This is a genomic window from Sphingobium tyrosinilyticum (assembly GCF_042654265.1).
Classification (GTDB): Bacteria; Pseudomonadota; Alphaproteobacteria; order Sphingomonadales; family Sphingomonadaceae; genus Sphingobium; species Sphingobium tyrosinilyticum.
Window position 1 is genome coordinate 121,678 of record NZ_JBHSFZ010000013.1, and the last position, 22,101, is coordinate 143,778.

Genomic DNA, 22,101 nt, shown 5'->3' on the forward strand with positions numbered 1-22,101 from the left:
AGACGCGAAGGCATGGCGGCGATGGAAGGATCAGCGGCAGGCGCGCCAGAGCAAGCGCACCACGCCGTCCATTATGTCAATCGCGTGGGCTGGCTGCGTGCGGCGGTCCTAGGCGCGAATGACGGCATCGTCTCGACCGCCAGCCTGCTTGCGGGCATCGCCGCCTCGGGGGCCGCACGTGAGGCGATTCTGCTGTCGGGCATAGCAGCGTTGGTCGCGGGCGCCATGTCCATGGCGGCCGGCGAATATGTGTCGGTCAGCGCGCAGTCCGACACGGAGCGGGCGGACCTTGCCAAGGAAAAGCGAGCGATCGCGCAGCAACCGGATGTCGAGTGGCAGGAACTGCGCGGCATCTATGTGGAGCGCGGCCTCACGCCTGAACTGGCCGGGGAGGTGGCACGGCAGTTGATGGACGCCGATGCACTGGCCGCCCATGCCCGCGATGAGCTGGGCATTTCCGACATCAGCACCGCGCGGCCGGTGCAGGCGGCGCTTACATCCGCCGCGACCTTTTCTGCGGGCGCGCTCGCCCCGGTTGTTGCAGCAGCCTTATGCCCTGCCTCCATAGCGCTTCCGGTGATCGTTATTACATCGCTACTGTGCCTGGCGCTGCTTGGTTATGTCGGCGCGCGGCTGGGCGGGGGGAAGGCTGCCCGTTCGGTCGGCCGAGTGGTCTTCTGGGGCATGTTGGCGATGGTGGTGACGGCGGGTGCGGGCAGGCTTTTCGGCGCGGCCATATGATGGCAAGGTCCGCGCGTTCAAGAATCTCAAGGAGACGATCATGACTTCGATCCAGCAAATTCCGCTGAAGACGATCAAGGGCGCAGACGCCAGCCTGGCGGACTATACGGGCAAGGTGGTGCTGGCGGTCAATGTCGCCTCCAAATGCGGCCTCACCCCGCAATATGAGGGGCTCGAAAAGCTCTATCGCGATTATAAGGACAAGGGCTTGGTCGTCGCGGGTTTCCCCGCCAACGACTTCGGCGCGCAGGAGCCGGGCAGCAATGATGAGATTGCGACTTTCTGCACGACCAATTTCGGCGTCGATTTCCCCATGTTCGAAAAGATCGTCGTGACCGGCCCGGAAAAGCACCCGCTTTATGCCGCCCTCACCAGCGAGCAGCCCAAGGCGCAGGGCGAAGGCGACGCGTTCCGCGACAAGCTCAAGGGATATGGCATGACGCCGACCGAAGAGCCTGAAGTTCTGTGGAACTTCGAAAAATTCCTGATCGCCAAGGACGGCACGGTCGCCGCACGCTTCGCGCCCGCCACCACGCCCGACGATCCCGCGCTGGTGTCGGCGATCGAGGCGGAATTGGCCAAGTAAAGCCAAGCGCCGCTATTCTGGCGCCGGCCTGTACGACAGGGCGAGCGAACCGGAATAGCGGCACGTCGGCGCAGCACTCTATCTTGTGCCGTCCCTCGACAGCTAGTGGTGCCAGAGGCTAACTCGCCTCATGATACCATCTGCGATCGCCCTTCATCAGATCGGCCCGGTGCTGGAAACGCTCAGCATCGTGGGGATCTTCGTCTTTGCGGCATCTGGCGCGCTGGCCGCCGCGAGGCTGGGCCAAACGCTTGTCACCTTCGCCTTCTTCGCACTGATAACGGGGGTGGGAGGCGGCACCGTGCGCGATCTGCTGATCGGTGCGCCGGTCTTCTGGGTGCATGATCCGGTCCCCGCCATCACCTGCATGATCGCGGCCCTGCTCGTCTGGTTCACCCCGCGCAGGCTATGGAGCGACCGCGCGCTGGATTGGCTAGACGCCATCGGCCTTGCGGCCTTCGCCGTGTTCGGAGCCGCCAAAGCGATGAGCTACGGCATCCCGCCTCTCGTCGCAGCCATGATGGGCGTGGTCACGGGTTGCGTAGGCGGCATTCTTCGCGACCTGCTCGCCCATGAGCCATCCATCCTGCTACGCCCAGAGCTTTATGTGACTGCGGCCGCATTGGCATCGGGCTTGTTCGTGGTGCTGCATTGGTGGGGGCTGGATGTACCCGTCGCGGGCGTCGTGGCTGCGGTGCTGGGTTTTCTGTTGCGGGCCATCGCGATCTGGAGAGGGTTGGGGTTGCCAGTCTATCGGGGTAAGTAAAGCGTCTTTGATTTGCCAATCGCCGGTATCATTTCAGGCAGCGGTGAACGTGACAGCCTCGATCTTGTTTCCGTCCGGATCGCGAACGAAGGCGGCATAGTAATTGGCGTCATACTCGGGTCTTAGGCCAGGCGCACCTTCACCTGAGCCGCCATGGGCTATTGCGGCCTTGAAAAATGCATCGACAGCGGCTCGTTTTTCAACCTCGAAAGCAACATGGACCCCGTTGCCAACCGACGCGCCGCCGCCGTCTGCGGGAAGGTTGAGGCTGAAGACGGTGATGCCAACGCCGTACCCAATGGCGTCACTGACATCCAACGTTCGCCGCATGCCCAACTCATGCATGACCGGGTCATAAAAGGCGCGCGCTCGTTCCAGGTCGGTCGTGCCGAGGGAGATATGGTGCAGCATCTTCGCCAAATGTGCTCGCCCGCTGGGAGTTCCAATCGCCTCGCGCGAAGATCGGCGAAGCGCAAGGGTCTTGCGATATGGCCGCTTTTAACTTCTCTCACCCCCGCCAAATCGAAGTCAGCAACGCCATCAAGCCTCGCTGATCAGCTGCACTCACGGCCTTCGGTGCGCCATAACCTTTGCATTCAAGGCAATCGGCGCGCACGCCTGCACCGCTCAGCAATTCCCGCACATCAGCGATGGCCTGCATTGCCCAGCGGCGCTGGATCATCGCCTGGCGGCTCAGCATGTCGCGTCCCGTGTCGGCATCCTCGTCGTCGCGTTCGGTCATCGACTGGATGAACTCGGCGAATTTGTCGGGTTCCTTCTCGATGCGGTAGGTTTTTGCCTTCGCGGGGTCGAGCTTGGCGAGCTTGGCTGCTTCCGCGATCGCCTCTTCAAGGCCGCCGAAGCGATCGACCAAGCCGATCTGTCGCGCCGTGCCGCCGTCCCAGACGCGGCCTTGGGCGATGGCGTCGATCTGCTGGGGCGATTTGCGGCGGGCCTTGGCCACTAAGCCGACAAAGCGGCCGTAAATATCCTCGATCCCCATCTGCATGATGCGATCGAACTCCGGCGTCGTCCCGGCCGCAAGGTCCGGTTGGCCCGATAGCGGCGTGGTGCGCACGCCATCCGTGGTGATGCCGAGCTTGGCCAGCGTTCCTTCAAAGCTCGGCAAGATGCCGAAGACGCCGATGGATCCGGTGATCGTGCCGGGCTCGGCGAGGATCAGGTCGGCGGGGGTCGAAACCCAATAGCCGCCACTTGCCGCGACATTGCCCATCGACACGACGACAGGCAGTCCTTCCCGCTTGGCCTCCATGATGGCCTGCCGGATCTTTTCCGATGCCATGACGGAGCCGCCGGGGGAATCGACGCGGACCACCAGCGCCTTCAGTTCCTTTTCGGACAGGGCCTTGTAAAGCAGCGCGGAGATCGTGTCTCCGGCCGCGCTCCCGGGTCCCGCATCGCCATCGACGATCTCGCCTGCGATCGTGATCACGCCGATCTGGCCATTATTGGCTGGCCGGTGCGCCTTGGCGTAAGTGGGAAGGTCGATGCTGGCGAAGTCGCCAGGCCGTTCGTCGGAAGGTTCGCCAGCAACTTGCGCCACCCGCTCACCGAAAGCCGCTTCATCGCCCAGCCGGTCGATCAGTCCCGCACTCAGGGCCGCCTTCGCCAGGTTGCCGCGTGCGGCTTCGGCTGCGCCTGCAGGATTGGCGGCATAGGCGGCCAGCTTGGCTTTCGGGCGGGCCCGAGCGACTTCCTGCTGCCAACCTTCCCACAGCGCATCAGCCAGCGCCTGATTGGCCTGCCGCGCCTCGGGCGATTGATCGGAGCGGATGAAGGGTTCGACGAAACTCTTGTAAGTGCCGACGCGATAGACGTGCGTGTTGACGCCCAGCTTGTCGATCAGGCCCTTGTAATAAAGCCCTGAACCGCCGCGGCCCAGAATGGCGACGCCGCCCAGCGGATCGACCCAGCTTTCGCTGGCATGGGCAGCAAGTTGATAGCTGTCATCGCTGTAGATGGTCGCAAAGGCGAAGACCGGCTTGTTCGCGGCGCGAACGCCGTCCAGCGCCTTGCCCACGCGTGACAGGGCAACTTGGCCGCCGCCCAGGAACCCATCGAGGTTCAGGACAACCGCCTTGACCTTGTCATCGGTCCTGGCTGCTTCCAGCGCGGTAACGATGTCGGACAGCCGATATTCCCTGGTCTCCTGCCCCGATCCGGTCAGCAGGGAAAAGGGATCGATCTCCGCAGGCTGCTCGACGATCGTGCCGTCGAGCTTCAATAGCAAGGCGCCGCTGCTGACGCTGCGGGCAGGCTTGGGGGACCAGGACAGGGCGGCATAGAGCAGGCCGAAGAAACCAAGCAGGAGCAGCAGCACCAGCCCGTCCTTGATGGCGACCAATATGCGCCAAACACCCTTCACAAATGCCAAGTTGCCAGTTCCTTTTTCAATTGTCCTTCGAGCTATCCGATCGGCGGACCGACTGCAATGTGGGGCGGCGCGCGGGGCGCACAAGCTTGCGCCCGTGATTTCCGGCGTTATGGGAAGCGCCAACATTCGCTTAGTGCAGGAGAAGCGTTTCATGCCCACACTCGTTCTCATCCGTCATGGCCAATCGGCCTGGAACCTGGAAAACCGCTTCACCGGCTGGTGGGACGTGGACCTGACGGAAAAGGGCGTGGAGGAAGCGCGCGCTGCTGGCCAGTTGCTGTCGGCCAAGGGACTGGACTTCGATCGCTGCTTCACCTCGGTCCAGACCCGCGCGATCAAGACGTTGAACCTGGCGCTGGAGGAAATGGGCCGGCTGTGGCTGCCTGTCGAAAAGGACTGGCGTCTGAATGAACGGCATTATGGCGGGCTCACCGGCCTTAACAAGGCGGAGACGGCCGCTAAGCATGGCGATGCGCAGGTCAAGATCTGGCGCCGCAGCTTCGACATTCCGCCGCCGGCGCTGGAGCCGGGCGGTGAGTTCGACCTGTCGAAAGACCGCCGCTATGACGGCATCGCCATTCCTTCCACGGAATCGCTCAAGGATACGATCGCGCGCGTGCTGCCCTATTGGGAAAGCCGGATCGTGCCGGAATTGAAGGCGGGCAAGCGCGTCCTTATTTCCGCCCACGGCAATTCGCTGCGCGCTCTGGTCAAGCATCTGTCCGGTATCCCCGATGACGAAATCACCGAACTGGAGATCCCGACCGGCCAGCCGATCGTCTATGACCTGGCCGACGATCTGACCGCGAAGGAGCGCTATTATCTGTCGGAGCGTTGAGCGTTCCAAATCCCGCATTGCCCCTTTCCGGTCCTGCCGCTAAGGGGCTTTGCTTTCCGCGCCATCAGGGGAAGTCAGGCGAATGACCGCTAAAGTCGGCATCATCATGGGATCGCGTTCCGATTGGGAAACGATGCGTCATGCGGCCGAGACGCTGACCGCTCTCGGCGTCCCGCATGAATGCAAGGTGGTCTCGGCCCATCGCACGCCGCAGCGGCTTTACGACTATTCGACCGGCGCGGTGTCCCGCGGCCTGAAGGTCATCATCGCCGGGGCAGGGGGCGCGGCTCATCTCCCCGGGATGGCCGCTTCGATGACGCGCCTCCCGGTGCTGGGTGTGCCGGTCGAATCCAAGTCGCTGAAGGGCATGGATTCCCTCCTTTCGATCGTGCAGATGCCCGGCGGCATACCTGTTGGCACTCTTGCTATCGGAAAGCCCGGCGCGATTAACGCCGCGCTGCTCGCCGCCTCGATCCTGGCCACCACCGACGACGCGCTGGCGGAGCGGCTCGATATGTGGCGTGAAAAGCAGACCAACGACGTCGCGGAGACGCCCGAATAAGATGACGACCATCGCGCCCGGTTCCACCATCGGCATTCTTGGCGGCGGCCAGCTCGGCCGCATGATCGCGATCGCCGCCGCGCAACTGGGCTATCGCACCCACATTTATGCACCCGAGACGAGCGGCCCGGCTGCTGACGTCTCTCCGCGCTGGACCCAGGGCGCCTATGAGGATGCAGCCGCGCTGGCGGCTTTCGCAGACAGCGTCGATGTCGTCACTTATGAGTTCGAGAATATCGACCCTTCAGCGGTCGAAGTGCTCGCCACCCACGGCCTGGTCCGTCCGGGCGCACAAGCGTTGCGCGTGGCGCAGGACCGACTGGCGGAAAAGAGCTTCGTGCGCGACCTGGGCGGGCTCACCGCGCCCTTCGCATCGGTCGAGAGCCTCGACGATCTGGAGCAGGCGATCGCCACCATCGGCAGCCGCGCGATCCTGAAAACCAACCGCATGGGCTATGACGGCAAGGGGCAGGCGCGCCTGAACGAGCCGGGCGATGCAGTCGGCGCCTGGAACGCGATCGGCCGGCAGAGCGCGATCCTTGAAGGCTTCGTGACTTTTGAGGAGGAGTTTTCCGTCATCCTGGCGCGCGGCGCGGACGGTGAAGTCCGCTTCTGGGATTCGCCCGCCAACGTCCATGTCGATGGCATCCTGTCCACCTCCACGGCTCCTGCAGGTGAACGCATCGAGGCGCAGGTAGAGGGTGCGCGGGCCCTTGCCGCGCAGGTCGCTGCCGCACTGGACTATGTCGGCGTACTGACCCTGGAGTTTTTCGCCAGCGCCGATGGCCCGGTCTTCAACGAAATGGCTCCGCGCGTGCACAATAGCGGCCATTGGACCATCGAAGGCGCCGTCACCAGCCAGTTCGAAAATCACGTCCGCGCCATTTGCGGTCTGCCTTTGGGTGACACCCGCCTCGCCGCCAAGCGGGTGGAAATGCGCAACCTGATCGGCGACGAAGCGAATGACTGGCAGGCGATCCTGACCGATCCGGCTGCCCATCTGCACCTCTACGGTAAACATGAAGCGCGTGCCGGGCGCAAGATGGGCCATGTCACCCGGCTAACGCTGTGAGTGCAAAGCCGGAGATCGTCCTTGTCCTCGCCCGCGCCGACAATGGCGTGATCGGTAGGGACGGCGGACTCCCCTGGCGGCTTCCAGCGGACCTCAAGCATTTCAAGGCGCTCACCCTTGGTCATCCCATGATCATGGGCCGCAAGACTTTCGACAGCCTGCCGGGCCTGCTTCCCAGCCGCCGTCATATCGTCCTCACTCGCGACGCCGGATGGAGCCGTGAAGGCGCGGAGGTCACTCATGACGTTGCCGGAGCGATCCGTTTGGCGGACGCGCCCGTGGTCATGGTGATCGGCGGCGCGGAAATCCACCATCTGTTCCTTCCACAAGCCGACCGCATCGAACTCACCGAGGTTCATCTGGATACGCCCGGCGATGCGGCCATTCCCTATCCCGACGCTACCGAATGGCAGGAGGTCGCGCGGCAGGATCATGCCGCGCAGGGCGAATATCCCGCCTACAGCTTCGTCACCTTCCGCCGCCGCACTGCGCCATGAAGCCGCATTGCCAGCGGCGGGGCAGGTCCCTATAGCCACCGCCATGGAGCGGCTTGAAAGTGGCGTCCCGATCCCCGCCCATTTGCGCGGGAGCATCATGGCGCTGGGCAATTTTGACGGGTTTCACCTCGGCCATCAGGCGGTCGTCGGCCGGGCAGTCGCTCGCGCCCGCGCGGAAGGACGTCCCGTCATCATTGCGACCTTCGATCCGCATCCGATGCGCCTTTTCCGCCCGAATACGCCCTGGTTCCGCCTTACCACGCTGGATCAGCGGCAAGCTCTTTTTGCCAAGGCAGGGTCGGACGCCATGCTCGTTTTCGCCTTCACCCGCCAACTCGCTGCGCTGGACCCCGAGCATTTCGTCGAACTGCTGGTCGAAGGGATGGGCGTCGCAGGCGTGGTCACAGGCCAGGATTTCACCTTCGGCCAGGGCCGCAGCGGCACGGTGGCGACCTTGGCGCAGCTTGGCGCGGCGCGCGGCATGAGTGCCGAAGCAGTCGCGCCTGTCACCGATGAGCGCGGGGAAGTCGTGTCCTCCAGCCGCATCCGCGCAGCGCTGAAGTCGGGGGATTGCGCGACGGCTACTCGCCTTTTGACCCGGCCTTTCGCCATTCAGGGGCTGGTTCAGCACGGCGACAAGCTCGGCCGCACGATCGGCTTTCCTACCGCCAATATCGACCTTGGCCATTATCTTCGCCCCGCCTATGGCATCTACGCGGTTCGCGGATTGCTGCCCGACGGCCGCGTGTTGGATGGAGCGGCCAATCTTGGCGTCCGCCCCAGCTTCGATCCGCCGAAGGAATTGCTGGAGCCCCACTTCTTCGATTTCGCCGAAAGCCTTTATGATCAGTGCATCGAAGTGCAACTGATCGACTATCTCCGGCCCGAGGCGAAATATGACGGGCTGGAGGCGCTCACAGCCCAGATCGCCAAGGACTGCGACGCCGCGCGGCAAATCCTTGCGAGAACGCCACACCTCGCGTAGGGCGCACTTTCCATTTTACTCCGTTCGTCCTGAGTAGCCATTGAGCTTGTCGAAATGGCGTATCGAAGGATTTGGTCTTGCGCAGATGCTTCGATACGGGCCTTCGCCAAGCTCAGTCCCCACTCAGCACGAACGGTGAGTTTTAGTGCCGGACCGAAGATGACCGATCAGCCTGACTACAAGTCCACCGTCTTTCTCCCCGTCACCGACTTCCCGATGAAGGCGGGCCTGGCGCAGAAAGAACCGGCGATCCTCGCGCGATGGGAGGAAATGGACCTCTACGGCAAGCTGCGCGAACGGCGGAAGGGCCGCGAAGGCTTCATCCTTCATGATGGCCCGCCCTACGCCAATGGCGACATCCATATGGGCCATGCGATGAACAAGGTGCTGAAGGACATCATCGTCCGCAGCCAGTCGCTGCTCGGCAAGGACGCGCCCTATGTGCCCGGCTGGGACTGCCACGGCCTTCCGATCGAATGGAAGATCGAGGAGGAGTATCGCAAAAAGAAGCAGAATAAGGACGAGGTTCCCGCACAGGAATTCCGCGCTCAATGCCGTGCCTATGCGGACAAATGGGTCGGGGTTCAGAAGGAGCAGTTCAAGCGCCTCGGCGTAATGGGTGATTGGGACGATCCCTATCTCACCATGAAGTTCGACGCCGAAGCTACCATCGTGTCTGAACTGCTGAAATTTGCGGAGAGCGGCCAACTTTATCGCGGGGCGAAGCCCGTCATGTGGTCCTCGGTCGAAAAGACTGCGTTGGCCGAGGCGGAAGTCGAATATGAGGACATCGTCTCGACCCAGATCGATGTGGCGTTCGAGATTGTCGATGCGCCCAACGCGCCCGAACTGGTCGGCGCCCATGCGGTGATCTGGACGACGACGCCTTGGACTATCCCGGTGAACCAGGCTTTGGCCTACGGGCCGGAAGTCGATTATGTCCTGCTTGAAGGTGAGGGGCGGAAGTTCCTTATCGCCGAAGCTCTGATCGGCCCGTTCAAGGAGCGCACTGGCCTGCTCCATGCGCAGCCGCACAAGCACTTCAAGGGCTCGCAACTCACTGGAGCTGTGGCGCGCCATCCGATCTACAACCTCCTTCGTCATCCCGGCGGAAGCCAGGATCCCGCTCCTGTGGATGAGGCTGCGCTCGCCTTTTACGCCAAGCCCCGCCCGTTCCTGCCCGGTGATTTCGTCACCACGGACGCCGGCACTGGCCTTGTCCACATGGCCCCTGACCATGGCGAGGACGACTTCGCACTCTGCAAGGCGCATGGCATCAATCCCGTCTTCGCCGTCGAAAATGACGGAAAATATCGCGAGGATTGGGCGTGGCTCGGCGGCCAGGGGTCGGTCATCAACCCGAAGTTCGTCAGCAAGGACGGACCGATCTGCACGGACCTTAGGGAGGCTGGCGGTCTGCTCGCCGCGTCGGACGACTTCAAGCATAGCTACCCCCACAGCTGGCGTTCCAAGGCGAAGATCATCTTCCGCTGCACCCCGCAATGGTTCATCCCGATGGACCGGGCGATCGGCGACGGCATCATCCCGCGCTGCGCCGAAGAAGAAGCGATCCTCGCTGCCCAAGGTAACGGCGCGACCCTGCGCGGCACCGCGCTCGACGCCATCGAAAAGACCCGGTGGGTGCCGGAGCGCTCGATCAACCGCATCCGCTCGATGGTGGAGGGCCGCCCCGATTGGGTGATCAGCCGCCAGCGCGCCTGGGGCGTCCCTATCGCCCTCTATGTTAATCGGAAGACGGGCGAGTATCTCGTTGATAAGGCGGTCAACGCTCGCATCATCGAAGCTTTCAAGAGCGCGGGCGCCGACGCTTGGTTCGGTGCGGATCACCAGGCGTTTCTTGGTCCCGATTACGACCTCAATGACTATGAGGTGGTGAACGACATTCTCGATGTCTGGTTCGACAGCGGCTCAACCCACAGCTTCGTGGTCGAGGGCCGCTATGGAGAAGGCGTCCGCGCCGACCTCTATCTCGAAGGCTCCGACCAGCATCGCGGCTGGTTCCAGTCCTCGCTGCTGGAAGCCAGCGGCACCCGCGGTCGCGCACCTTATGACGCCGTCCTCACCCACGGCTTCGCGCTGGACGGCCAGGGCCGGAAAATGTCGAAGAGCCTCGGCAATGTGGTCGATCCGCTGAAGGTGATCGGCGAAAGCGGCTCCGACATCCTTCGCGTCTGGGTCGCAAGCACCGACTATTTCGATGACGTCCGCATCGGCAAGGAAGTGCTGGCCGGATCCTCTGACGCCTATCGCAAACTCCGCAATAGTTTCCGCTACTTGCTTGGCGCTCTTTCTGATTTTTCCGAAGAGGAAAAGCTGCCCGTCAACGAAATGCCGGAATTGGAGCGCTACATGCTCCACCTGCTCTCCAAGCTCGATGCGGACCTCAGGGCCGTGGTCGATAAGGCGGCGGGGAGCGAGAATTGGCTGGAATTCAGCCGCTATACCCGCGCCCTGTTCGATTTCGCCAACAGCGACCTGTCGGCTTTCTTCTTCGACATCCGCAAGGACTGCCTCTACTGCGATGCGAAGTCGGACCTTAAGCGCCGCGCTTATCGCACGGTGCTCAACACGCTGTTCCACGCGCTCGTCCGCTATGCCGCGCCGATCATACCCTTCACTGCTGAGGAAGTGTGGCAAAGCCGCTATCCAAATGAAGAAGAAAGCGTGCACTTCCTTGAATGGCCCGAGATCGATGCGGCTTGGCTCGACAGCGGCCTCGAAGGCAAATGGACCGCCCTGCGCAGCCAGCGCAATCAGGTCAACGAAGCCATCGAACCGCTCCGCCGCGAAAAGGTGATCCGCTCCAGCCTAGAGGCCGACGTCACCATGGGCGAGCAGGTCCCCAGTGACGGTGTGAACTTCGCCGAAATCGCCATCGTCGCGCGCATCGAAACGGGTGTGGGCGACGGCATTATCGTCAAGCCCAGCGACTGGCACAAATGCGGCCGCTGCTGGCGCCTGCTGCCGGAAGTTGAGGAAGACGGCACCCTTTGCAACCGCTGCGATGAAGTGCTTGGTGCATGATCTTTGCTCTGTCCTACACGCGCTGTACCGGGCTATATGCCCAGCGCGGGATGGGGCTGCAGGAAAACAGGAATAATATGGCGCTTCTCTGGGGTTCTCTCGTGTCATCTTTGCCACTCAAATCCTGCGGCTCGTACTGCTGATGGCCGTCGTCAATCACCGCCCCCTTGGGTTGATTGTCGCGATCGTCATTTTGGCGATGGACCAGCTCATCAAATATACCGTCACCTATCCGCTCGCCCTTAAGAGCCGGTTGGATGACGGCATCGAAATCCTGCCGATCTTCCGCCTGCGTTGGCTCGAAAATCGGGGCGTTTCGATGGGCTTTTTCCACGCGGACACGAACATGATGCGCTGGATTTTGGTCGGGATGACCATGTTGATCGCGGGTTTCGTGGGCGTGTGGATGTGGCGTGAAAAGGCGCGGCAGGACGTTGCGGCGCTCGGCCTCGTCCTTGGCGGTGCGATCGGCAATATCGTGGATCGCGTGCGCCTCGGCTATGTGGTCGATTATGCCGACCTGCATTTCGGTGAATGGCGGCCCTTCCTGATTTTCAACCTGGCTGATGCGGCCATCACTTTCGGCGTGTTGATCCTTCTTGCGCGGGCGCTTCTGCTGCGCGAGAAGGGCGCAAAGACGGAGTCATTGAACTAATGCGTAAACTGATCCTCGCCGCTGGCCTGATTTCGATGCTGTCCGCTTGCGGCGGTGGCGGCGGCCTTTTCAACCGTGACCGCCCCGATGAGTTCGCCGTGTCGCGCCAGGCTCCACTGGTGATCCCGCCTGATTACGCGCTGGTCCCGCCCGCACCCGGCACTCCAGCCGCCGCGTCAGTCGATTCCAGCCGCGCTGCAGTGGAAGCCATGTTTGGTGGCCCGGCTCAGCGCAGCGCTGCCGAGGCGGCTGCCTTGACGGCTGCGGGTCGCGCCAATGCTGCTGCGGGCATTCGTTCCTCCGTTGGTGATCCGGGGACCGAGGTTGTGGATAAGGGCGCTACGACTCGTGAAATCATCGCCGCTCCGGAAGGCGACGGCCAGGATGCGCGCGCGGCTGTCCCACAGCAATAATTGCAACAAAGGCTTAGGGCTGGTTCTCGACAAAGGTCTTGAACCGGCCCAAAGTTTCTTCCCACTGGCTACCGACCTGAGCAAGCCAGTCTCGCGCTTCCGCAACCGCTTCCGCGCGCAGAGCGAAGAGCGCTTCCCGGCCACTCCGGGTGCGTTCCACCAATCCAGCGCCTAGTAGCACATCCAGATGCTTTGCAACGGCCTGCCGAGTGATCGGCAAGCCTTCGCCCAGTTGAACTATGGAGCGCGCCGTGCCGTCGGAGAGATGACTTATCAATCCCAGCCGCGTTACATCGCCCAGAGCCGCAAAAAGCCGGGCAGGGGCGTTCTCAACCTTCAACATAGGCGCGGATGGTCTGAACCTGCTCCGTCCAACCGCCATCATTGGAGCGCATGACATCGCTCCGTCGAGGCTCCGGCACCTTATCAAAGCCGCTTTCGGTCACCGTCAGCAGCGTGCCATCCCCCGTCGGTTCGAGTAGAAATTCCACCAGCGTCCATTCCGGGACGGGCACGCCACTCTCCATCAACTCCTTGTCGCCGCCGGTGGCTGGCCACTCATATGCGAAGCGCCTCATGGGCTCGATCGCTACTACCCGCGCCTCCCAGCGATAATCCTCATAGCCTGGATAGGTCATATGTCCCGTGGATGGCTGGCCGACAACAAAAGGCTGATCCAACGCTACACGGAACCACGTTCCGAACTTCTCATGATTGATGAGCGCATCCCAGACGCGTTCAATGGGCGCGGCGATATCGACGCTCTTTGTGATGGACTCAGGCATGTCGGCAACCTCCTGATTGCAGACATGCGCCCTCTGGGTGAGTTAAGCAACCATTTGGTTGCGATTCAAGCGCGAGCCTCTGTGCCGATGCCGGGACTGTTGTGGCGAAGTGCTGTCAGCACCGTCTCCACAATCGCTACCGCGTCCAGACGCGCGTCGGCATATTGCAGCTCAGGCTTGTCCTGATCCTGAAAAACGTCCGGTAAGCGCATCGTCCGCAGCTTTAGGCCATTGTCTATCAGACCAAGGTCGCTAGCCAGCGTCAGCACATGCGCGCCCAAACCGCCGATCGCGCCCTCCTCGATCGTCACGGCGACTTCGTGGGTCGTCAGCAGGCGGCGGATCATCGCCTCATCGAGTGGCTTGGCGAACCGCAGGTCAGCTACGGTCGTGGACAGACCCTTGGCTTCCAGCACCTCGGCGGCCTTCAGCGCTTCTTCAAGCCGGGTTCCGAGGGAGAGAATAGCGACCTGCCGCCCCTCTCGTACGATCCGGCCCTTGCCGATTTCCAGCCGCTCGGGCGTTTCAGGCAGCGGTATGCCTATGCCGTTGCCGCGTGGGTAGCGAACGGCGATCGGGCCATCATCATAGACCGCGCAGGTGTGAACCATGTGCACCAGTTCTGCCTCGTCGGCCGCAGCCATGACAACCATGTTCGGGAGCGTGGCGAGATAGGTAATGTCGAAACTGCCAGCGTGCGTCGATCCATCCGCGCCCACCAGTCCCGCCCGATCAATAGCGAAACGCACCGGCAAATTCTGGATCGCAACATCATGCACGACCTGATCATAGGCGCGCTGCAGGAAGGTCGAATAGATCGCGCAGAAGGGGCGCATGCCTTGGGCAGCCAGTCCGGCCGCGAAGGTCACTGCATGCTGTTCGGCGATGCCCACATCGAAGGAGCGAGCCGGGAAGCTCTCAGCGAATTTGTCGAGGCCTGTGCCCGAGGGCATCGCTGCTGTGATTGCGCAGATGGTCTCGTCGCGTTGCGCTTCGGCAATCAGCGCCTTCGCGAACACGGCGGTATAGCTGGGCGGGCCAGGAGGAGCCTTTGCCTGAGCGCCCGTGATGACGTCGAATTTCTGCACGCCATGATATTTGTCAGCTGCGGCTTCAGCGGGCGCATAACCCTTGCCCTTTTGCGTAACAACATGGACGAGGCAGGGACCTTCGGCCGCGTCGCGCACATTTTCGAGGACAGGAATCAGCTGGTCCAGATTATGTCCGTCGATCGGGCCTACATAATAAAAGCCCAGTTCCTCAAACAAGGTGCCGCCCATCGCCATGCCGCGTGCAAATTCGTCCGTCTTGCGGGCAGCATTGTGCAGCGGCCGGGGCAGCCGGCGCGCGAGGCGCTTCGCCAGATCGCGCAGGCCAAGGAACTCACGGCTGGACACTAGGCGCGCAAGATAGGCCGACAGGCCGCCCACCGGAGGTGCGATGGACATGTCATTGTCGTTGAGGATCACGATCAGCCGGTTCCCGGCCTCGCGGGCATTATTCATCGCCTCATAGGCCATGCCGGCCGACATGGCGCCGTCACCGATAACCGCAATGCCTTTGCCGGCTTTGCCCGAAAGCTTGCTGGCTACAGCAAAACCGAGCGCCGCGCTGATCGATGTCGAGCTATGCGCCGCGCCGAACGGATCATATTCGCTTTCGGCCCGCTTGGTGAAGCCAGACAGGCCGCCGCCCTGCCGCAGCGTACGGATGCGGTCGCGCCGGCCGGTCAGAATCTTGTGCGGATAGCATTGGTGGCCGACGTCCCAGACCAGCTTGTCGTTGGGCGTGTCGAACACATAATGGATGGCGGTGGTCAGCTCAACTACACCCAGTCCTGAACCCAGATGGCCGCCGGTAACGCCAACGGCGGAGATCACCTCTTGCCGCAGTTCGTCGGCAAGCTGGTGAAGCTGTTCCGGCTTCAGCGTGCGCAGGTCCGCCGGCCAGACAATCTGGTCGAGCAGCGGTGTGGAGGGGCGATCATTCATGAAAGACATAGACTCCCGAGCGCGCTAGGCCGTTCCTGGGTAAAGCGCAACGCTCCCTTCACGCCATACACTTGGCGCAAGTTCCCAAAATCTCGATTACAGGGCGTTCTGGCCGAAATCCCTGATGTTCCGCGACTGCGCGCACATCGCCGGTCACTGCGTCGTCATCGACATGAGTCGCTTCCTTGCAGCTTCGACACACGAGGAAGATGCAGTCATGGTGACAGCCCGGATGCGCATTGGCGATATAGGCGTTGGCGCTTTCCACGCGCATTGCGATGTTGTTCGCGACGAACAGGTCGAGGATGCGATAGACGCTGTTGGGCGCTACCCGCTTGCCACGCGTCCTGGAGACATTGTCGGCGATGTCATAGGCCGATGTCGGTTTTTCTTCCGCCGCCAAGGCATCAAAGATCGCAGCGCGCATCGGCGTCCACTGCTCATTCTGCGCTTCGAGCGTGGTGCGCGCCGCTTCCGCCAGGCTTTGCCCCGTCGGTTCATGATGGTGGTGATGCTGTTCGGCCATATGGGTTAATCTATGCTTGGGTGCTGTTCGGGGCAAGGGCAGGCTGTCAGCCGCGCCAGTAGATCCATGCCGTCCATAGCCATCCTGCGATCATCAAGGTGCCGCCGATCGGCGTGATCGCACCCAGCCAGCGCGGCCCGCCTATCGCCATCGCATAGAGCGAAAAAGCGAAGATCGCCGCGCCAGTCAGAAGCAGCAGCGCAGGGCCTCGTGCGGCGTTGGCCAAGGTGAGCGCCGCGACCGCGTGGATCAGCTGATAGAGGCCGCCGGTCCGCAGCCACTCCGCGTGTTGGGGGCTGGATGCACCATGGGCACCAAAAGCGCCCGCCGCGATGGCTAGCGCGGCCGACAAAGCGGCCAGGACTGCGATCATGCTTTTTCCTCTTCCTCGCCCCGCGCGATAAGATGCATGCGGCGGCCGGGCCGGAACATCAGTTCCTTGGCAGCCATCAATGTTCCTTGCTCACTCTGTACGGTCAAGCGCTGTTCGTCATTTTGGCGATATTGGCGTTCGACTTCCTCGATCTCCGGCTGGGGAACGCCCAATGTCGCCATCGCCTGCACGCCCATGCAGATAGCCGATTCGAAGACTTCGCGAACGATGCCCGCAAGATCCATGTCCTTGAGAGCGAGAAGTTGGCGTCGATCGAAGGCGCGGACGAGCAGGGCGGCTTGCGGGAAAGCCTCGGCAATGGGTTCAAGCACCCGGCTGTCGAGCGAAGGATCGTCATGGCAGAAGGCGATCAGCTGCGCTTCCTCTGCCCCTGACCGGCGCAGCAGGTCGATCCGTGTCCCGTCGCCGTAATAGACTTTCATGTCGAACCGGCTCGAAACCTCGATCTGCGCTGGCTTTTTGTCGATCAGCACGACTTCGAACCCATGGCCCATCAGCATCTGGGCCACCGTCTGGCCGAAGCGACCATAGCCAACGATGATCGCCGTGCCGCGTGTCGCCTCGTCCGGTCCAGCCAGATCGGTGGGGTTTTTAGGCTTGGCGAACTCGAACCGGCGGGCGAAGAGCATGAGGAAGGGGGTCGTCGCCATGGAAAAGGTGACGATCGCACTGAACAGGCTGGCGCCTTCGGGCGCGACCAGCAGGGCATTTTGCGCCTGTGCGAACAGGACGAAGCCGAACTCGCCGCCCTGGCTCAAAAGCAGACCAGCACCCACCGCTTGCGACCATTCCATACCGAACAGCCGGGCAAGGCCGCTGATCAGCAGCGCCTTGGTGAGAACCAGCATGGCCGCCATACCGATTACGAAGACAGGATTGGCGGCAACAGTGTGCAAGTCGAGAACCATGCCGACGGCGAGAAAGAAGAGACCGAGCAAGATCGAACGGAATGGTTCAACGTCCGCCTCAATCTCGTGCCGGTAAGGAGAGTCGGCGAGCATCACACCTGCCACAAAGGCGCCAAGTGCGGTCGAGAGGTGAAGCGCATGCATCAGCGCGGCAGCGGCCAGGACGGTGAACAGCCCTACCGCTACAAATAGTTCCCGCTCGCCAAGGCGGCCGACCAGTTGCAATAACGGACGCAGGATGAATCGGCCCGCTAAGACCAGTCCGGCGATCGCGGCTACGGTATAGCCTGCTAGCATCCAACCCGGCGGACCTCCCGCATCAGCAGGATTGCGCGAAAGGGCCGCCACGATTGTGATCAGCGGGACGATCGACAGGTCCTGGAACAACAGGATGGAAAAAACCTTCTCACCGAAAGGTGAGTTGATCCGGCCGCTGCTCTTGAGGCTGGGCAGAACCTGCGCGGTGGACGACAACGCCAGCGGCAGACCAAGCGCGATCGCCGCGCCCCAGGTAAAGCCGGTGGTGAAGAAGATAATCGCAGTCAGCGCCAGTCCGCAGATCACCACCTGCGCAAGTCCCAGCGCGAAAATGTCCCGCTTCAATCGCCACAGCCGGGCCGGATGAAGTTCAAGGCCCACGAGGAAAAGCAGCAGGACGATGCCGATCTCCGCGATCGCCAGCTTCGATTCTCCGCCGCCGACGAGGCCAAGCCCCTGCGGTCCGACCAGTGCGCCCGCGACGAGATAGCCCAGCACCGCGCCAAGTCCGAAGCGGCGGAAGAGCATAACGAACAGTACCGCCGCGCCGAGGAGGATCACGCCTTCCGACAGTAGAACGTCAGTTGCGGAAAATCGGGCCTGTGCCGCTGTAACAGCCGGATTGGACATCAAGCGTCCGCCATCCGCGCGGCCTCGGCAATTGCCTCAAAACCCAGCCGTATCGAAGCATGACGCGCCGGATATCCGCGTGCGGGCGCCAGCACGGCGAGCCCAGGCCAGAAATCCAGGTCATCGCTTTGGCCCGCTAAATAGGCGGTCAGCTTGTCACGCGCGTCCGCCAGTTCATCGGCGGTCATACCGATCGCCTGGGCCGCCATCAGGGCGGCCGAAGCCTGGCCAAGAGCGCAGGCTTTCACATCCAGGCCGAGAGCGGCCAGCTTACCGTCCTCCATCCGCACATCAGCCGTGACGCGCGAACCGCAGGTAGGCGAGCGCTTCTCGACGCTTGCTTGTGGGGCGGCCAAACGCTGATGATGCGGGATGCTGGCGGCGAGCCGCAATATATCCTTGTTATAGAGGGGGGCGCTCATCCTTGACCCTTTAGGACAGGTCGGGCGATCACGCTATCCTTCGTAGATAATCCGCAGTTTGGCGGCTGCGTCAGCGGCTATGCGGCGGGCACTGTCGGTATCGTTCGCTAGGGCAAGCGTCACCCCCATGCGCCGATAGGGACGCGTCGTGGGCTTGGCGAAGATGCGCAGGTCAACATGTCCCTCTTGCGCGGCGAGAGCGTCGGCCAATCCCTCCACACGAAAGTCCGCCGATTCGCGATCTGCCAGCAGGACCGCGGAGGCAGAAGCCCCGCGCGCCTGCACCTCCGGGACCGGCAGGCCCAGGATTGCACGGGCATGCAGGTCGAACTCGCTTAAATCTTGTGAGATCAGCGTCACCATGCCGGTGTCATGCGGGCGGGGGGAAAGTTCGGAGAAGATCACATCTTCGCCCTTCACGAAGAATTCCACGCCGAAGATGCCGTATCCGCCAAGGTTATCGACCACGGCGCGCGCCATGTCTTGCGCGGCGGCAAGAGCGTGGCCGGTCATCGGCGCCGGCTGCCAGCTTTCCTGATAGTCGCCCCGTTCCTGCCGATGACCGATCGGCGGGCAGAAGCTCACTCCGTCCCGGCTGCGCACTGTCAGCAGGGTGATTTCATAGTCGAAATCGACAAATTCCTCGACGATCACGCGGCTGCGATCCCCGCGCATGTTGGCGACTGCATAATTCCATGCGCGCTCCAGTTCGTCCGGCGACCGGACGGTGCTCTGGCCTTTGCCGGACGATGACATGACTGGCTTGATGACGCAGGGCAGGCCGGTATGCTCCGCTCCAGCCAGCACTTCCTCCAGGGTTTCGGCATAGCGATAGCGTGATGTTCGTAGTCCAAGTTCGACCGCCGCCACCTCCCTGATCCTGTCGCGGTTCATAGTCATGATCGTTGCTCTTGCGGATGGAACGACAGTTCGGCCCTGCGCTTCTACGTCGGCCAGCACTTCGGTCCGGATCGCTTCGATTTCAGGGACGATATAGTCGGGTTGGTGCCGCTCGATCGCTGCGCGCAGCAGTTCCGCGTCAAGCATGGAGAAGATTTCGAATCCATCGGCGACCTGCATGGCGGGGGCACCGGCATAGCTGTCGCAAGCGATCACCTCGCATCCGAGCCGCTTGGCGGAGATGACGAATTCGCGGCCGAGTTCACCCGAACCCAGCAGCAATATCTTCGCGGTAAATGCCATCTTCTGCCCTTCGAATCGCCTACTTCAGCATAGGCGCATGCCGTCACCGCCAATTTGGCGTCAATCATCCTCAGGGTTCCACGCCTTCGTCTGCCGGTTGTGTCGGCGCGATACGCGGCGGCGGTGTCGATGGAGTTGGCCCGGGAGGCGGCAGCTCGGGCTCGTCGATCGGCAGGCGGAGCTGATTGGGGCCGATATTCACGGACATACCGTCCTGATCGATCCCGACGCTCATATTGCCGAGCCCCGCCTCGACCGTCACATTTGCGATGGCATTGACCAGGTCGCTATCCTGCTCCTCGGGTGCCACTTCGGCTGGTTCGTTGATCGCCCCTGCCATGAAATTGCGCCAAATCCGCGCAGGCACACCGCCGCCCGCCGCTCCGCCAGGCAGCGGCGAGTTGTCGTCATTGCCGATCCACACTGCCGTCACCAGACCGCCCGCATAGCCGACGAAAATCGCATCGCGGCTGTCCTGCGTTGTGCCAGTCTTGCCGAAGGTGCTGGTGCGAAGCGCCGCCGCGCTGCCGGTGCCCCGGTTCGCGGCCGACGACAGCAGGTCGCGGATCATTTCCAGCTGGTCCTGACTGAAACGCCGCTGACGACTCATCAGCCGCTGGAACCAGCCTTGTTCCTCTGGCGGCAGGCCGTGGGCTATCACCGGGTAAGCGCCCGCCGCTACTGTCGCATAAGCTTGCGCCAGCTCCACCAGCGGGATTTCGGATGTACCGAGCGCGAGGCTTAGGTCTTCGGTCAACGGGGCGGTGACGCCGAGCTCGCGCGCTACCTTGATCACAGCATCGACACCCACCTTCTGCGTCAATCGCACTGCCGCGACATTGCTCGACGCGGCGAAGGCCTGCCGCAAGGTGATTCGTCCGCGATATTTGCCACCATGGTTGGCGGGACGATAGCTGCCGGCCGTGATCGGCGTGTCTTCCACGAAATCTTCTGGTGTCATGCCTGCGCGGAAGGCGGCGAGATAGACGAACAGTTTGAAGGTTGATCCAGGCTGGCGCTTCGCCTGCACCGCCCGGTTGAAGCTGCTCTTGCGGTAATTCTTGCCGCCTATCATTGCCACGACGCTGCCATCGGGCTTCATCGCCACGAGCGCGGCTTCCGCCTTGCCCAGCGGTGCGCGGCGGATGGCCGCCTCTGCGAGCCGCTGCACACGCCAATCTAGCGTCGTGGGGACCGTCTGCGCCCCATAGACGGCGCCTGCGCGGTCGCGCGCATCGGGCAGCACCCAGTCTGCGAAATAGGTGCCCGTGGTGGAATTGGGCGCTTCCCTCAGGTCGAGCCGTGCTGGACGTAGCGTATCCCGAGTGGCTTTACTGATGTAGCCTGCCTCCACCATTGCCTGGGTCACAAGCGCCGCACGATCACGTGCGCCCTTCAGATTGGTCGTGGGGGCAAGGCGGGAGGGCGCCTTTAGCAGCCCGGCGAGCATCGCGGCTTGCGGGATGGTGAGCCGCTCTGGCTGGCGGTTGAAATAATGCAGCGAGGCCGCGCGCAGGCCATAGACATTGTCGCCAAAATAGACGTTGGATAGGTAGCGTTCGAAAATCTGGTCCTTGGTTAGCCACGCTTCCAGCCAGAAGGCGATCATCGCCTCTCGCGCCTTTCTGCCGAAGGTCCGATCGCTGGACAGGAACACGCCCTTGGCAAGCTGCTGGGTTATGGTGCTGCCGCCCTGCGATGACCCGTCCGACCAGAGATTGTGCCAGGCGGCCCGCGCTACGCCGCGCGGATCGACGCCCCAATGGCTGTAGAAGCGCCGGTCCTCAATCGCCATGAAGGCTTGAGGCACATGCTTGGGCAAGTCGGCGATCGCGACCGGCCGGTCGATGATCGCGCCGCGCCGGGCAATGAGATGACCGTCAGCGGACATGAGGCTCACGCTCGGCGGTGCAATCGGCTTGAGCGAGCGCGACAGCGGAGCAGTGACCGCCAGCCAGGCGATCATCAGCATCAACAGCGCGAGCATCGCCGCGACGATCCACCCTGCTATATGCAAACGCCGCCGCCAAGGCGTGGGTGGAGCGAACGCACTGGGAGGCCCTGCGCCAAAGTCGCGAGCGGGTGGATCGGGCTGAGGCGCGGGGAGGGGGTCTCTCATCGGTTCGGCCATGCTGTATTAATCACTTGATACAGTCAAGATCGTCCTGACGCGGGACACTCTCTGGTTAACCACGATTGTGGATGGCCGAAAAGGTAAATGAAGCGTTAACATGCGACCATGCGAACCCGACCGCTCACTTTGACAACTGAATCGGCCCGCCACCCTTTCCGCCAGCGGTTGCCGCATCATGTGCTCGAAGCGCGGGGCGTCCCGGCTGCCGTGTCGGATGACAATGACTGGAAGCTTTTCGTGCTGAGCTTCTGCGCTTTCTTCACGGCTTTCTACAGTTTCATTTTCTAACGCTGCG

23 protein-coding genes are annotated in these 22,101 nt (G+C 62.5%); 12 read left to right on the plus strand and 11 right to left on the minus strand.

The window, feature by feature from the left end; translation table 11 throughout:
- Positions 1-12: 12 nt before the first annotated feature.
- The 3 genes from ACFO3E_RS08455 (at position 13) to ACFO3E_RS08465 (ending at position 2,093) form a co-directional block, all read left to right on the plus strand.
- Complete coding sequence (locus ACFO3E_RS08455) at positions 13-741, plus strand: VIT1/CCC1 transporter family protein (RefSeq protein ID WP_380803741.1); 729 nt, start codon at positions 13-15, stop codon at positions 739-741.
- Positions 742-781: 40 nt separating this feature from the next.
- Positions 782-1,327: a glutathione peroxidase gene (locus tag ACFO3E_RS08460; protein WP_066528558.1), complete on the plus strand. Its 546-nt coding sequence runs from the start codon at positions 782-784 to the stop codon at positions 1,325-1,327.
- Between the two features lie 130 nt (positions 1,328-1,457).
- Positions 1,458-2,093, plus strand: coding sequence for a trimeric intracellular cation channel family protein (locus ACFO3E_RS08465; protein ID WP_380803744.1), 636 nt, complete (start codon positions 1,458-1,460; stop codon positions 2,091-2,093).
- Positions 2,094-2,126: 33 nt separating this feature from the next.
- Here the strand turns inward: ACFO3E_RS08465 and ACFO3E_RS08470 are convergent, their stop codons facing one another.
- Positions 2,127-2,504 carry a VOC family protein gene (locus ACFO3E_RS08470; RefSeq protein WP_380803747.1) on the minus strand — a complete coding sequence of 126 codons (378 nt, stop codon included), beginning with the start codon at positions 2,502-2,504 and terminating at the stop codon, positions 2,127-2,129.
- A 97-nt stretch (positions 2,505-2,601) separates the two neighbouring features.
- Positions 2,602-4,488, minus strand: coding sequence for a signal peptide peptidase SppA (gene sppA / locus ACFO3E_RS08475; RefSeq protein ID WP_380803750.1), 1,887 nt, complete (start codon positions 4,486-4,488; stop codon positions 2,602-2,604).
- Between the two features lie 151 nt (positions 4,489-4,639).
- Between sppA and gpmA the strand changes: the two genes are divergently transcribed.
- The 8 genes from gpmA (at position 4,640) to ACFO3E_RS08515 (ending at position 12,555) form a co-directional block, all read left to right on the plus strand.
- Positions 4,640-5,326 carry a 2,3-diphosphoglycerate-dependent phosphoglycerate mutase gene (gene gpmA / locus ACFO3E_RS08480; RefSeq protein ID WP_380803753.1) on the plus strand — a complete coding sequence of 229 codons (687 nt, stop codon included), beginning with the start codon at positions 4,640-4,642 and terminating at the stop codon, positions 5,324-5,326.
- Between the two features lie 82 nt (positions 5,327-5,408).
- Complete coding sequence (gene purE, locus ACFO3E_RS08485; RefSeq protein ID WP_380803755.1) at positions 5,409-5,888, plus strand: 5-(carboxyamino)imidazole ribonucleotide mutase; 480 nt, start codon at positions 5,409-5,411, stop codon at positions 5,886-5,888.
- 1 nt (position 5,889) lies between these two features.
- On the plus strand, positions 5,890-6,960 hold the full coding sequence (locus tag ACFO3E_RS08490; RefSeq protein WP_380803757.1) for a 5-(carboxyamino)imidazole ribonucleotide synthase: 1,071 nt from the start codon (positions 5,890-5,892) through the stop codon (positions 6,958-6,960).
- Positions 6,957-7,457, plus strand: a complete 501-nt coding sequence (locus ACFO3E_RS08495; RefSeq protein WP_380803760.1) for a dihydrofolate reductase — start codon at positions 6,957-6,959, stop codon at positions 7,455-7,457. The genes ACFO3E_RS08490 and ACFO3E_RS08495 overlap by 4 nt, the downstream gene beginning before the upstream one ends.
- A 43-nt stretch (positions 7,458-7,500) precedes the next feature.
- A complete protein-coding gene (locus ACFO3E_RS08500) occupies positions 7,501-8,442 on the plus strand; it encodes a bifunctional riboflavin kinase/FAD synthetase (protein WP_380803763.1) in 942 nt (313 codons plus the stop codon).
- Between the two features lie 159 nt (positions 8,443-8,601).
- Positions 8,602-11,487 carry an isoleucine--tRNA ligase gene (gene ileS, locus ACFO3E_RS08505; RefSeq protein ID WP_380803765.1) on the plus strand — a complete coding sequence of 962 codons (2,886 nt, stop codon included), beginning with the start codon at positions 8,602-8,604 and terminating at the stop codon, positions 11,485-11,487.
- A 142-nt stretch (positions 11,488-11,629) separates the two neighbouring features.
- Positions 11,630-12,142: a signal peptidase II gene (gene lspA / locus ACFO3E_RS08510; protein WP_380803767.1), complete on the plus strand. Its 513-nt coding sequence runs from the start codon at positions 11,630-11,632 to the stop codon at positions 12,140-12,142.
- Positions 12,142-12,555, plus strand: a complete 414-nt coding sequence (locus tag ACFO3E_RS08515; protein ID WP_066524196.1) for a DUF3035 domain-containing protein — start codon at positions 12,142-12,144, stop codon at positions 12,553-12,555. Before lspA ends, ACFO3E_RS08515 begins: the two co-directional genes overlap by 1 nt.
- Positions 12,556-12,568: 13 nt before the next feature.
- Here the strand turns inward: ACFO3E_RS08515 and ACFO3E_RS08520 are convergent, their stop codons facing one another.
- From ACFO3E_RS08520 to ACFO3E_RS08560, 9 genes are all read right to left on the minus strand, one after another.
- Positions 12,569-12,898, minus strand: coding sequence for an ArsR/SmtB family transcription factor (locus ACFO3E_RS08520; RefSeq protein ID WP_066524194.1), 330 nt, complete (start codon positions 12,896-12,898; stop codon positions 12,569-12,571).
- Entirely contained in the window at positions 12,885-13,340 is a 456-nt protein-coding gene (locus ACFO3E_RS08525; RefSeq protein ID WP_380803770.1) for an SRPBCC family protein, read from the minus strand. Before ACFO3E_RS08525 ends, ACFO3E_RS08520 begins: the two co-directional genes overlap by 14 nt.
- A 65-nt stretch (positions 13,341-13,405) precedes the next feature.
- The gene (dxs, locus tag ACFO3E_RS08530) at positions 13,406-15,340 is read right to left on the minus strand and encodes a 1-deoxy-D-xylulose-5-phosphate synthase (RefSeq protein ID WP_197486297.1); all 1,935 of its coding nucleotides are present in this window, start codon (positions 15,338-15,340) and stop codon (positions 13,406-13,408) included.
- Between the two features lie 49 nt (positions 15,341-15,389).
- Positions 15,390-15,857 (minus strand): Fur family transcriptional regulator, encoded by a 468-nt coding sequence (locus tag ACFO3E_RS08535; RefSeq protein ID WP_066524191.1) that lies wholly within the window; start codon positions 15,855-15,857, stop codon positions 15,390-15,392.
- Between the two features lie 46 nt (positions 15,858-15,903).
- Positions 15,904-16,230 (minus strand): DUF423 domain-containing protein, encoded by a 327-nt coding sequence (locus ACFO3E_RS08540; RefSeq protein ID WP_066524189.1) that lies wholly within the window; start codon positions 16,228-16,230, stop codon positions 15,904-15,906.
- Positions 16,227-18,047 carry a cation:proton antiporter domain-containing protein gene (locus tag ACFO3E_RS08545; RefSeq protein WP_380803774.1) on the minus strand — a complete coding sequence of 607 codons (1,821 nt, stop codon included), beginning with the start codon at positions 18,045-18,047 and terminating at the stop codon, positions 16,227-16,229. The genes ACFO3E_RS08540 and ACFO3E_RS08545 overlap by 4 nt, the downstream gene beginning before the upstream one ends.
- On the minus strand, positions 18,047-18,469 hold the full coding sequence (locus ACFO3E_RS08550) for an iron-sulfur cluster assembly scaffold protein (RefSeq protein ID WP_380803777.1): 423 nt from the start codon (positions 18,467-18,469) through the stop codon (positions 18,047-18,049). Before ACFO3E_RS08550 ends, ACFO3E_RS08545 begins: the two co-directional genes overlap by 1 nt.
- Before the next feature lie 33 nt (positions 18,470-18,502).
- The gene (gene purT / locus ACFO3E_RS08555) at positions 18,503-19,672 is read right to left on the minus strand and encodes a formate-dependent phosphoribosylglycinamide formyltransferase (RefSeq protein ID WP_380803779.1); all 1,170 of its coding nucleotides are present in this window, start codon (positions 19,670-19,672) and stop codon (positions 18,503-18,505) included.
- A gap of 70 nt (positions 19,673-19,742) precedes the next feature.
- Positions 19,743-21,803 carry a transglycosylase domain-containing protein gene (locus tag ACFO3E_RS08560; protein WP_380803781.1) on the minus strand — a complete coding sequence of 687 codons (2,061 nt, stop codon included), beginning with the start codon at positions 21,801-21,803 and terminating at the stop codon, positions 19,743-19,745.
- A gap of 108 nt (positions 21,804-21,911) precedes the next feature.
- On the opposite strand from ACFO3E_RS08560, the gene ACFO3E_RS08565 reads away from it, so the two are divergent.
- Positions 21,912-22,094, plus strand: coding sequence for a hypothetical protein (locus tag ACFO3E_RS08565; RefSeq protein ID WP_380803783.1), 183 nt, complete (start codon positions 21,912-21,914; stop codon positions 22,092-22,094).
- Positions 22,095-22,101: the final 7 nt, after the last annotated feature.